This is a genomic window from Deinococcus sp. Marseille-Q6407 (genome assembly GCF_946848805.1).
GTDB lineage: Bacteria > Deinococcota > Deinococci > Deinococcales > Deinococcaceae > Deinococcus.
Genome location: NZ_CAMPFU010000002.1, coordinates 591,027 through 603,578 on the forward strand (window position 1 = coordinate 591,027; position 12,552 = coordinate 603,578).

General features: G+C 64.7%; 9 protein-coding genes. 5 read left to right on the forward strand and 4 right to left on the reverse strand.

The window, feature by feature from the left end:
* Positions 1-249: 249 nt before the first annotated feature.
* The 5 genes from OCI36_RS04900 (at position 250) to OCI36_RS04920 (ending at position 6,476) form a co-directional block, all read left to right on the forward strand.
* Positions 250-543, forward strand: a complete 294-nt coding sequence (locus OCI36_RS04900; RefSeq protein ID WP_261663958.1) for an acetylxylan esterase — start codon at positions 250-252, stop codon at positions 541-543.
* Between the two features lie 60 nt (positions 544-603).
* Entirely contained in the window at positions 604-2,058 is a 1,455-nt protein-coding gene (locus tag OCI36_RS04905) for an alpha/beta hydrolase family protein (protein WP_261664380.1), read from the forward strand.
* A gap of 187 nt (positions 2,059-2,245) precedes the next feature.
* On the forward strand, positions 2,246-3,073 hold the full coding sequence (locus OCI36_RS04910) for an MIP/aquaporin family protein (protein ID WP_261663959.1): 828 nt from the start codon (positions 2,246-2,248) through the stop codon (positions 3,071-3,073).
* Between the two features lie 135 nt (positions 3,074-3,208).
* Positions 3,209-4,717, forward strand: a complete 1,509-nt coding sequence (glpK, locus tag OCI36_RS04915; RefSeq protein WP_261663960.1) for a glycerol kinase GlpK — start codon at positions 3,209-3,211, stop codon at positions 4,715-4,717.
* 190 nt (positions 4,718-4,907) lie between these two features.
* Entirely contained in the window at positions 4,908-6,476 is a 1,569-nt protein-coding gene (locus tag OCI36_RS04920; protein ID WP_261663961.1) for a glycerol-3-phosphate dehydrogenase/oxidase, read from the forward strand.
* A 116-nt stretch (positions 6,477-6,592) separates the two neighbouring features.
* Here OCI36_RS04920 and OCI36_RS04925 read toward each other — a convergent pair whose 3' ends face one another.
* From OCI36_RS04925 to lysS, 4 genes are all read right to left on the reverse strand, one after another.
* The gene (locus OCI36_RS04925; RefSeq protein WP_261663962.1) at positions 6,593-7,246 is read right to left on the reverse strand and encodes a hypothetical protein; all 654 of its coding nucleotides are present in this window, start codon (positions 7,244-7,246) and stop codon (positions 6,593-6,595) included.
* An 83-nt stretch (positions 7,247-7,329) separates the two neighbouring features.
* Positions 7,330-9,222 carry a methylmalonyl-CoA mutase family protein gene (locus tag OCI36_RS04930; RefSeq protein ID WP_261663963.1) on the reverse strand — a complete coding sequence of 631 codons (1,893 nt, stop codon included), beginning with the start codon at positions 9,220-9,222 and terminating at the stop codon, positions 7,330-7,332.
* A complete protein-coding gene (locus OCI36_RS04935; RefSeq protein ID WP_261663964.1) occupies positions 9,141-10,454 on the reverse strand; it encodes a cobalamin-dependent protein in 1,314 nt (437 codons plus the stop codon). Before OCI36_RS04935 ends, OCI36_RS04930 begins: the two co-directional genes overlap by 82 nt.
* 401 nt (positions 10,455-10,855) lie before the next feature.
* Positions 10,856-12,493 carry a lysine--tRNA ligase gene (lysS, locus tag OCI36_RS04940; RefSeq protein WP_261663965.1) on the reverse strand — a complete coding sequence of 546 codons (1,638 nt, stop codon included), beginning with the start codon at positions 12,491-12,493 and terminating at the stop codon, positions 10,856-10,858.
* Positions 12,494-12,552: the final 59 nt, after the last annotated feature.

A 12,552-nucleotide genomic window follows, 5' to 3' on the forward strand; every position in this document is an offset into this window, starting at 1 on the left:
TCAGCCTGCCTTGACAAGTGTCCACCCGACTGCTCATCATAATTCTGTTTCTCAGACTGCAATTCAGCACCGCTTTTGGGGTACCGCCGGCGCGGGCCTATGCAGATTTAGGTGGCCGCCGGCTGGAACTCTGCTTCAGCGTCTGTCACAGCGCACCTCAGCGACAAGATCACAAAAACGGCGTCGCCTGGCGCCGGGAGGCAGCCTTGCCAGGTTGTCTGACACGCGCTGGGCCGCCCGGAGGCTTTTATGACCAACGGAAAGAAAATGACTGCACTGGGCGCTGGCCTGATTCTGGCTGGGGGCGCTCTCGCCTACGGCATTCAGACAGGCTGGGGACAGGTTGAGATTCAGGACCTGCGTTTTACCGGTACAGACGGCCAGCTGATGAGCGCCCATCTGTACATCCCCAGGGGCGTCAGCAAGGACCACCCGGCCCCCGGCATTCTGGCAGTACACGGTTACATCAATTCCCGCGAGTCGCAGGGAGATTTCGCGCTGGAATTTGCCCGGCGTGGCTATGTGGTGCTGAATCTGGATTAGGCAGGGCACGGCTACAGCCAAGCTCCTGCCTTCATCAACGGTTACGGCGGCCCAGCCGGACTGAACTACCTGCGTAACCTGGATTTCGTGGACCCGGACAACATCGGCCTGGAAGGGCACTCGATGGGCGGTTGGACCATCCTGAGCGCCGCCGCTGCCATTCCGGACGGGTATAAGGCCATGGTGCTGGAAGGGTCGTCCACCGGCTCCAAGCGGGCGCCCGAAGGCACCACCGAGTACCCCCACAACCTGGCGCTGGTCTTCAGCCGCTATGACGAGTTCGCCCCGCTGATGTGGGAGGTGAAAAAAGGCAGCGACATCGCGCAGAGCAAAAAGCTGCAGAAAGTCTTCGGCACTGATGCTGCCATTCAGCCGGGGCAAGTGTACGGCAACGTGGCTGACGGTACCGCGCGGGTACTGTACAACCCGGCAACCACCCACCCCGGCGATCACCTCTCGCGTGAGGCCATCGGGCACGCCATCAGCTGGTTTGATCAGACGCTGACAGGCGCTCAGCCGCTGCCCGCCGCCAACCAGATCTGGCCCTGGAAGGAATTGGGCACCACCCTGGGATGGGCCGGCTTCGTGTTGCTGGTGATGGGCAGCGGCAGCCTGCTGATGCGCTCGCGCTACTTCGCGCCTTTGGCCCAGGCCCCACTGGCCCCAGCCCGCGCCAACAACGCCGGCTGGTGGGTCTCGGCCGCCATCACGGTGCTGCTGCCGGTTCTGACGTTTTTCCCTTTTTTCCGCTGGGCCGCTACAGCTTTGCCGGCAAATGCGCTGTGGCCGCAGAGCATCACCAACCAGATCATGGTCTGGGCGCTGCTGAACACCCTGATTTCACTGGTGCTCTACCTGATCTGGCAGCGCCGCCAGCCAGCAGCTGAAGTTGCTCCCGCAGGAGGCAGGGCCGCAGCTCTGAACGCGGCAGGGACGGGAGCAGCCAACACCAATCCGGTAGCCACGGCAGCTACGCCCATCAGCCGCTCACCGCTCAACCTGGGCAGCCAGCTGTGGCGCTCGGCACTGCTGGCACTGGGCGCGCTGGGCAGCGGTTACCTGGCGCTGCTGCTGACCGATTTCTTCTTCAAGTCGGATTTCCGTTTCTGGTTCGTGGGGCTCAAGCTGATGAACCAAGCCCAGTTCGGCATGTTCCTGGCTTACCTGCCGCCGTTCCTGGCCTACACTTGGGTCACCGCGCTGGTCCTTCAGCGGCAGATGCGCCGGGGCACCCAGCCCTCTTACCTGACCAACGCGCTGCTGCTGGCCGGCGGCTTCGCGCTGTTCTTGGCGCTGCAGTACGGCAGCCTTTTTACCACCGGACTGCTGTTCACGCCCTCGGAACCACTAAACGTGATTGTGGCCATTCAGTTCCTGCCGATTCTGGTGCTCGTCTCGCTTTTCCTGACCCATTTTGCCCGGCTGACTGGCCGCAGCTACACCGGCGCGGTGCTGGCTGGGCTGTTCCTAACCTGGTACATCGTGGCCGGCCAGGCGACCCAGTTCGCCTCCTAACTTCTCCAGCGTGCCCAGGCCAGAAAAAGGCCCCAGGCACCGGATTCCCAGGGGACATTTGCCCAAGATATCTTGAACATCTGCTCACAAAAGCTTGACAATTGTTCAGGCCTCCTTCACGATACAGGCACCAAGAAATCAGCCTGGGCCCTGCCGGACCATGTCCCTGGACCCCTGAAGGAGAAGTATGAAATTTACTCTGATGCAGGAGTGTATTGCCGAATTCCTAGGCACCATGGTGCTGATCCTGTTCGGGGTCGGTGTGGTGGCGATGGTGGTTCTGTTCGCCAACCCCGATATGCCCGGACAAGTTGTGAACGGCGGCTATACCAACATTACGTTCGGCTGGGGCTTTGCAGTGCTGATGGGTATTTTTATTTCTGGCACCATCAGCGGCGCGCACCTCAACCCGGCTGTCAGCGTGGGCATGGCCGCCACCGGCCGTTTCCCCTGGTCCAAGGTGCTGCCCTACACGGCAGCGCAGCTGCTAGGCGCCTTTGTGGGCGCCGCCATCGTGTTCGCCGTCTACCACTCGCAGTGGGTGGTGGCCGACCCGGCTTTTGATCACACCACTGGCGTGTTCGCCACTTTCCCGGCGCACCCCGGCTTCTGGCCCGGCTTTGTGGATCAGGTGGTGGGCACCGCCCTGCTGATGGGCCTGATTCTGGCCATCGGCGACAAGCTGAACAACAAAGATGGCGGTGTCTGGGGCCCGCTGGCGGTGGCGATGGTGATCATGGCGATCGGCATGAGCTTCGGCGCCATGAACGGCTACGCCATCAACCCCGCCCGCGACCTGGGCCCGCGCCTGTTCGCGGCGGTGGCCGGCTTCAAGAACAACGGCTTTGAGGACCTGACCGTGTGGACCATTCCCATCCTGGGCCCGCTGGTCGGCAGCGTGCTGGGTGCCTTTATCTACGACTGGGGCATCGGCCGGCCGCTGGCCGCCGCCAACATGGCCGACACCCGCCCGCAGCAGGGCGCCGACCCCAGCCCCAACGCTGGGCCCCAGTAAGGCGCTCATACTGAACGGGCCGTGGCCACCGGGAGACCCCGCTCCGGTATGCTGCGGCCCGGAATGCGCTTTTTCTGCACTTCCCTTGCCGTCCCTCAGCTTTCTCTTTAAAAAGGTTTCTGAAAGGCATTTCCCATGACCAACCACAACAAATACATCCTGGCGCTCGATCAGGGCACCACGTCCAGCCGCGCTATCGTCTTCGACCGCCTGGGCCACATCAAGGCCGTGGCGCAGCGCGAGTTCGAGCAGCACTTTCCCCAGTCCGGCTGGGTGGAACACAACGCCGAGGAAATCTGGAGCACCCAAAGCGGCGTGGCTCAGGAAGCCATTACCCGCGCCGGCCTGCGCGCCAGCAACATCGCCGCCATCGGCATCACCAACCAGCGTGAAACCACGGTGGTCTGGGACCGCAACACCGGCCAGCCGATCCACAACGCCATCGTGTGGCAGGACCGCCGCACCGCCGAACTGTGTGACCGCCTCAAGGCCGAGTGCCAGGACCAGATGATCAGCGAAAAGACCGGCCTGTTGCTGGACGCCTATTTCAGCGGCACCAAGGTCAAGTGGATTCTGGACAACGTGCCCGGCGCCCGTGAGGCGGCCGAGGCCGGCGACCTGGCTTTCGGCACGGTGGATTCCTGGCTGATCTACAACCTGACCGGCGGCCAGCTGCACATCACCGACGCTTCCAACGCCAGCCGGACCCTGCTGTACAACATCCACACCGGCGAGTGGGACGATGAGCTGTTGGCGCTGCTGAACGTGCCGCGCTCGATGCTGCCCGAAGTCCGCAACTCCAGCGAAGTGTACGGCGAAACCGCCGCCGGGCTGTTCGGCAGCCGGATTCCGATTGCCGGCATTGCCGGTGACCAGCAGGCCGCCACCTTCGGCCAGGCCTGCTTGGAACGCGGCATGGCCAAGAACACCTACGGCACCGGCTGCTTTATGCTGATGAATACCGAACATGAGGCGGTGCCCAGCCGCAATCAGCTGCTGACCACCGTGGGCTGGCAGCTGGACGGCCAGCGCACCTACGCTCTGGAAGGCAGCGTCTTTATCGGCGGCGCCGTGGTGCAGTGGCTGCGCGACGGCCTGGGCATCATCCGCTCCAGCGAGGAAGTGGAGAAACTGGCGGCCCGCGTGCCCGACACTGGCGGCGCTTATCTGGTGCCGGCCTTTACTGGCCTGGGCGCCCCCTACTGGGACCCCTACGCCCGCGGCACCCTGGCCGGCCTGACCCGTGGCACCACCGCGGCCCACATCGCCCGCGCCGCGCTGGAAGCGGTGGCGTTCCAGTCGGCCGAACTGCTGCAGGCCATGCAGAGCGACTCGGGACTGGAACTCAAGGAACTGCGTGTGGACGGTGGCGCCAGCCGCAACAACCTGATGATGCAGTTCCAGGCCGACCTGCTGGGCGTGCCGGTGGTACGCCCCGAGATCACCGAAACCACCACGCTGGGCGCCGCTTACCTGGCTGGTCTGGCAGTAGGCTACTGGGACAGCACCGACGCCATCGAGCAGGGCTGGAAGGTGGACAAGACCTTTGAGCCGCAGATGTCGGCCGACGAGCGCGAAAGCCGCATGGCCGAGTGGCGCCGCGCCGTGGAGCGCAGCCGCAACTGGATTCAGGCCGAATCCTAAACCTGTTCAAGGCCGCTCGGAGGGGCAGAAGGGCACCGCTGAGCGGCGGTTCTTCTGCCCCTTTGCCTGTTCTCCCCTGCGCCCAAACGGGCTACAGTTGATTAAGCTTCACCTTTTGAAATTATGTTCAGCGTATGCGAACATATGTTCATAATCTAGAGACCCCCTCATCTCGAAAGGATGTTCTGCCATGACTCAACCGAACTCTGACCCCCGCACCGCGCAGCTGCAGGCCGCCACTCAGGACAAGGAGTGGGACTTTATCGTGATCGGCGGCGGCGCCTCCGGCCTGGGCACCGCTGTTGAAGCGGCCACCCGTGGCTACTCGGTGCTGTTGCTGGAAGGCAACGACTACGCCAAGGGTACCTCCAGCCGCTCCACCAAGCTGGTGCACGGCGGCGTGCGCTACCTGGCCCAGGGCAACGTCAGCCTGGTGCGCGAGGCCCTGCACGAACGCGGGCTGCTGCGCAAGAACGCCCCGCACCTGGTGCGCGACCTGGAATTCGTGGTGCCCTGCTACACCTGGTGGTCGGCTCCCTTTTACGGCATCGGCCTGAAGATGTACGACCTGCTGGCCGGCCGACTGAGCCTGGGCAGCTCGCGCTACTTGGACAAGCAGGCGACCCTGAAGCGGATTCCCACCCTGAAGAAAGACGGCCTGACTGGCGGCATCCTGTACTTCGACGGTCAGTTCGACGACGCCCGCATGGCCATCACGCTGCTGCGGACCCTGGAAGACTTTGGCGGTGTGGCCCTGAACCACGCCCGCGTGACTGGCCTAATCAAGGACGGCAGCCGAGTGCGCGGCGTGCAGTTCCGCGACGAGGAAACCGGCAGTGCCTACTCGGCACGCGGCAAGGTCGTGGTCAACGCCACCGGCGTGTGGGTGGACGACATCCGCAAGATGGAAGACCCCGCCATCAAGTCGATGCTGTCGCCCAGCCAGGGCGTGCACGTGGTGGTGGACAAGAAGTTCCTGCCCGGCAACAGCGCCATCATGATTCCCCGCACCGACGACGGCCGTGTGCTGTTCGCCGTGCCCTGGCACGACCACGTGGTGATCGGTACCACCGACACCGCTGTGCCCGAAGCTTCCTTCGAGCCGCGCCCGCTGCCCGGGGAAGTGGACTTCATTCTGCGGACCGCTGGCCGTTACATGGACGAAGCGCCCACCCGTGACGATGTCCGCAGTGTGTATGTGGGCCTGCGCCCGCTGGTCAAGCCGGCCGACGAGAGCGATACCAAGGCCATCAGCCGTGACCACATCGTGGTGATCTCGGACGGCGGCCTGGTCACCCTGACCGGCGGCAAGTGGACCACCTACCGCCGCATGGGCGAAGACACCGTGAACAAGTCCGAGAAGGTCGCCGGGCTACCCAACCGGGTCAGCACCACCCAGGCGCTGCACCTGCACGGCTGGAGTGACGAAGACCAGCCGGACCACTGGAAGGTGTACGGCACCGATGCTCACCGTATCCAGCAGCTGCCCGGCTCCGACAAACCGCTGAACCCGGCTCTTCCCTACACCGAAGCTGAAGTGCGCTGGGCCGCCCGCATGGAAAGCGCCCGCACCGTGGAAGACGTGCTGGCCCGCCGCCTGCGCGCACAGCTGCTGGACGCCCGCGCCAGCATGGAAGCCGCACCCCGCGTGGCTGAGCTCCTGGCCGAAGAACTCGGCTACGACGAAGCCTGGCAGCAGCAACAGGTGCAGGACTACCGCCGGGTGACCGAAGGCTACCTGCTCAAGCCCCAGGCCTAAGCCCCCCTCCTTTTCCTCTACTTTCCACACAGGAACCCCGGTCAGCTCGGCCGGGGTTCTTTCTCTTTCTCTGTATCTGTACCCGGCCGCTGCCGGGGGCGCGCTGGCAGCCTGGCTTACAGGCCGGCGCACTGGCCGCTGCGCTGACCGGTGACCTGATTGTCCCCGCCCTGCACGCTGGCATTGTCCTGGCAAAGCAGGTCACCGCCCACCTGGGTGCCCTTGATCACCACGCTGCCTTGCTGACCGGAAACGTCTAGGTCACCGTCTATCCGGGCACCTGTCAGGCTGGCCGTCTGGCCCTGTGAGAGCTCGACATTGCCTTTGATCCGGCCGCCCTCAATTTCCAGGTTATAAACTTCGCTGCCCTGCAGATTGCCGCCCACCTGGGTGTCCGCCAGGGTCAGCGCCGAGCCGCGCTGCAACTCCACGCCCCGGTTTACCTGGCTTTCAAACAGCCGGCAGTTGGCGCCGGTGGGTACCACCAGTTTGCCCTCCACCGCCTGCCGGGCCAGCACGCCCGAGCAGGTCAGGTCGCCCGCCACCTCCTGCGTCTTGGGTTTTGGGGGCGGGGCCACTTCCGGCTCGGCCACCAGAGCCGCCTTGACGGCCTCTTCGGCTGGCTGCGGATCGGCCGGAGCCGCTCCGGGGGCGGCGGGAATGGGAAGGGCCTGCACCGCCGGCTCGGACGCGGTCTGCGTCTCGGGAGCAGGTTTGCAGGCCACCAGCGTCAGCAGGGCAGTGAAGATCAGGGCGGGCTTTCTCAACATGCGGCTTCTAGCCTAGAGCATTTTCTCCGGCCTGTCCGGGAAAGACCAAACGTTTCCCCGGTCTGCTCCCAGCAGCCTGGCATTTACATATTGCGGCGGTACTGCCCGCCCACCTCGAACAGCGCTCCTGTGATCTGCCCCAGCGAGCAGACCTGCACCGCGTCCATCAGCACCTCGAAGACGTTGTCACCGTCCAGCACAGCCTGGCGCAGCCGTTCCAGCATGGCGGGGGCTTCGGCGGCGTGTTCGGCCTGGAAGCTGCGAAGCCGCTGCAGCGCTGCCTGCTTTTCTTCCTCGGTGCCGCGGGCCAGTTCCAGTTCAGGAGCCGCCTGGGGATTCGGGTTCAGGAATGTGTTCACCCCGATGATCGGCAGGGTACCGTCATGCTTCTGGTGCTCGTACAGCATGGACTCTTCCTGAATCCGCCCGCGCTGGTAGCCGGTTTCCATGGCGCCCAGCACGCCGCCGCGCTCGGAAAGGCGCTCGAACTCGGCTAGCACCGCTTCTTCCACCATGTCGGTCAGCCGCTCGAAGAAGAAGCTGCCCTGGTTAGGGTTCTGGTTCTTGGCAGCGCCCCACTCGCGGTTGATGATCAGCTGAATCGCCAGCGCCCGGCGCACGCTCTCGGCGCTGGGGGTGGTGATCGCCTCGTCGTAAGCGTTGGTGTGCAGGCTGTTGGTGTTGTCGTAGATGGCGATCAGGGCCTGCAGGGTGGTGCGGATGTCATTGAAATCCATCTCCTGCGCGTGCAGCGAGCGGCCTGAAGTCTGCACATGGTACTTCAGCTTCTGGCTGCGCTCGGCGGCGCCGTATTTCTCGCGCATGGCAACGGCCCAGATGCGCCGCGCCACCCGGCCCATCACCGAATATTCCGGGTCCATGCCGTTGGAGAAAAAGAAGCTCAGATTAGGCGCGAAATCGTCAATCTGCATACCGCGCGCCAGGTAACTTTCCACGTAGGTAAAGCCGTTGGCAAGCGTAAAGGCCAGCTGGGTGATCGGGTTGGCCCCGGCTTCCGCGATGTGATAGCCGCTGATACTCACCGAGTAGAAGTTTCGGACCTCGTTCTGCACGAAGTATTCCTGAATATCGCCCATCACCTTGAGGCTGAATTCGGTGCTGAAGATACAGGTGTTCTGCCCCTGGTCTTCCTTGAGAATGTCGGCCTGCACGGTGCCGCGCACCTGCCGCAGCGTCTCGGCGTGCAGCGCAGCGCGCTCCTCCGGGGCAGGGTCACGGCCTTCGCGCTCCCGGAATTTTTCCAGGTCCTTCTCAATCGCCACATTCAGGTACATCGCCAGGATGGTGGGCGCCGGGCCGTTGATGGTCATGGACACCGAGGTGGAGGGGTCGCTGAGGTCGAACCCGTCGAACAGCACCCGCATATCGTCCAGCGTGGCGATGCTGACGCCACTGGTGCCCACCTTGCCGTAAATATCGGGGCGGGGGTCAGGGTCCTGTCCGTAGAGCGTGACCGAGTCGAAAGCGGTACTCAGGCGCTTGGCCGGCATCCCTTCGGAAATCAGGCGGAAGCGGCGGTTGGTGCGGGCGGCGTCGCCCTCGCCGGCAAACATCCGGGTGGGATCTTCGCCCTCACGCTTGAAGGGAAACACGCCGGCCGTGAAGGGAAAGCGGCCCGGCAGGTTTTCCGAGCGCAGAAAGCGCAGCAGGTCGCCGTGGTCCGACAGGCGTGGCAGGGCCACCTTGGGAATGTGCAGCCCGCTGAGGCTTATGGTGGTCAGCTCGGTGCGCAACTCGCGCCCACGCACCTGGGTCACCATCTCGTCGCCGGCATAATCCTCCTGGGTCTGCGGCCAGGCGTCCAGCAGGCTCCGGCTCTCGGGCGTCAGCCGCTCCTCGCGCTCGGCAATCTGGGCACCCAAGTCAGCGCCGCTCAGGTCCTGGGCGTGCCGCAGGTCCTGCACCTCGCGCGCCACCTGCGCCTGGGCTGCGGTCTCGGCGTGGTAGCTGCGCACCGTTTCGGCAATCTCGGCCAGGTAGCGTAGCGGGCGCGGCTGGCCGGCACGATCTCGTGGGTGCGGGTGCTGGCTTTGCCGTCAGGGCGGGTCAGCCGGCCCTCCGGCCAGGTGTAGCCACGCTCGGCCAGAGCGTCCTTCACGCCGAAATACAGCGCGGTGACGCCATCGTCGTTAAAGAGGCTGGCCTGGGTGCCGTACACCGGCATGTCGGCGGGCATCCGGTCCCAGGCTTCACGGTTGCGCTGCAGCTGCTTGCCCACGTCGCGCTGGGCGTCCTGAGCGCCCCGGCGGTCAAACTTATTGATGGCGACCAGGTCGGCAAAGTCCAGCATGTCGATTTTTTCCAGCTGGCTGGCCGCCCCGAATTCCGGCGTCATCACATACAGGCTGAGGTCCACATGTGGCGTGATGGCCGCGTCGCCCTGCCCGATGCCGGACGTTTCCACCACGATCAGGTCAAAGCCGGCCACCCGGCAGGCCGCGATCACATCCGGCAGCGCTCCGCTGATCTCGCTGCCGGCCTCGCGGGTCGCCAGCGAGCGCATATACACCTGCGGCGTGTCGATGGCATTCATGCGGATGCGGTCACCCAGCAGCGCCCCGCCCGACTTGCGGCGCGAAGGGTCAATGGAGATGATCGCCACCCGCTTGGCATCAGCCTGATCCAGACGAATGCGCGAGATCAGCTCGTCGGTCAGGCTGGATTTGCCGGCACCGCCGGTCCCGGTGATGCCCAGCACCGGCGTCTGAATCCCAGCGGCCTGCTCGCGCAGCCGTTCACGCTCCTCCGCAGGCAGGGTGCCATTTTCCAGCGCCGAGATAAAGCGGGCCAGCTCGGCGTTGCCGCCCTGCGCCAGCATGTCCAGGCCCGGCGCCTGCGGATGCTCGGCAGCAGCGGCGCGGCGCATCACGTCCTCGATCATGCCCACCAGCCCCAGCCGCTGGCCGTCCTCCGGCGAGTAAATGATCACGCCGGCGTCTTGCAGCTCGCGGATTTCAGCCGGCACGATCACGCCGCCGCCCCCGCCAAACACCTGAATGTGCCCGGCGCCGCGCTCTTCGAGCAGCTGGCGCATATAGCGGAAATACTCCACATGCCCGCCCTGATAACTGCTGACAGCAATGCCGTGGGCATCCTCCTGAATGGCGGCCGTGACCACCTCGTCTACGCTGCGGTTGTGGGCCAGGTGAATCACCTCGGCGCCCTGGGCCTGCAGGATGCGCCGCATGATATTGATGCTGGCGTCGTGCCCATCGAACAGGCTGGCGGCCGTAACGAAGCGCAGGCGGCCGTGCGCGGGTTACAGGGCAGTCGCGGCAGAATCAGGCTGACGGTCAAGTGTGGTCATGTCATCTCCTTGTGGCCGGGACGGCAGCAAAGAAAATGAACAGAACAGAATATCCCCGCTGCCGGCACCGGAAAAGCTGAATTGTGGGTTGCCTCAGAGCATACCGCAGCCGGCCGGCGCCGGCGTCCGTTCTCTGGACAGTTACAGCTCCCCCAGGGCCAGAGCCGCCAGTCTTTCAGGTCCAGAACCATCAGGAGCCGGCCGAAGAAGTCCAGAAAGATCAATAAAAAAGGCAGCCCCCGGCCGGGAGCCACCTGTGAGCACGGTGTGTAGCTGGCCGCTCAGCCAGCAGTGCCCGCGTTTTCTTCGCTCTGCCCGCCCTGTTCAGCAGCCTTATCGACTGGGGCTGGGGCGTCCGCATCTGCCGCAGCTGCCTTGCCGGCTTCGGGGCGCAGCAGCGGGAACAGCAGCACGTCGCGGATAGAGTCGCTGTCGGTCAGCAGCATGGCGAGGCGGTCCATGCCCATGCCCATGCCGGCGGTGGGCGGCATGCCGTATTCTAGCGCCAGCAGGAAGTCCTCGTCCTGCTGATGGGCTTCGTCGTCGCCGGCCTCGCGGCGGGCCGTCTGGGCTTCAAAGCGCTGGCGCTGATCCAAGGCGTCGTTCAGCTCGGAATAGATCGGGGCCAGCTCAAAGCCGCCCACAAACAGGTCGGCCCGCTCGCTGAGGCCCTCGCGCTCGCGGTGCTTTTTGACCAGCGGGCTGATTACCAGCGGCATGTTGGTCAGGAAGGTGGGGTCCTGCAGGTCCGGCTCAATGTACTCGCCGCTGAGCTTGTCCAGCAGCTTGTAGCTGGGCACGCTACGCATTTCGGGGTGGCGTTCGTCGGTCCAGGCCCGCAGCCGGTCCAGGTCCAGGGGGTCAAAATCCAGCCCGGCCTTTCCCTTCAGCGCCTCCACAAAGTCCAGCCGCCTGAACGGCAGGCTGAAATCCAGCTCGCGGCCCTGGTAGCGGATGGTTTCCTGGCCGCCGGTCACCTCCTTCACCAACCCGTTGAGCATCTGCTCGACCAGGTTCATCATGTCGTTGTAGTCGCCGTAGGCGAAATAGGCTTCCAGCATGGTGAATTCGGGGTTGTGGGTGCGGTCGATGCCCTCGTTGCGGTAGTTGCGGCCAATCTCGTACACCCGCTCGAAACCGCCCACCAGCAGCCGCTTGAGGTACAGCTCCAGGCTGATCCGCAGGCTGAAGTCGTAGCCCAGCGCCTTGTGGTGAGTGGTAAAGGGCGTGGCCTCGGTGCCGCCGGGCACCACCTGCAGGGTGGGACCTTCCACTTCCATGAACCCCTGGCTGTCCAGGAAACTGCGGATATAACGAATGGCCTGCGAGCGGGTCCGGAAAGCCGAGCGGCGCTCCGGGTTCACGATCAGGTCCAGGTAACGGCGGCGGGCGCGCAGCTCCTCGTCTTGCAGCCCGCCTTTCTTGGTGGGCAGTGGGTGCAGGCTCTTGACCAGCGGCTGCCACTCGGTCACGTGCAGGGTCAGCTGGCCGGTCTTGGTGGTAAAGGGATAGCCCTTCACACCGACGATGTCGCCCAGGTCAATTTTCTTGGTGGCCGCGAAAGTGTCGAGGTCTCCCTTGGAAAAGAACACCTGGATCTGGCCCCACTCGTCTTGCAGCTCGGCAAAAGCGGCTTTGCCCATGTGGCGCATCAGGGTGATGCGGCCCGCCAGCGAATACTGCTCGGCGGGCCATTCCTGCCCCGGCGCCCATTTGCCGGCCGTCTCGCCGCTGCCGTCGGCCGGGTGATCGCGCATTACGTCGCGGGTGTGGTGGGTCTGGTCGTAGGAATACGGGTGGGCTTCGAACCCGGCGTCCACCTGAGCAGCGAGGTTGTTCAGGCGGCTGACCGTCTGCTCGTGCAGCTGGCTGTAATCGGGAGCGCTGGTATCGGTGGGGTGCTGGCCTTCATCTGACATGGCTAGAAGTCTAAAGGATGCAGCCGGCGAGAAGGCGGAACGCCGGTCCCACTTCGGGC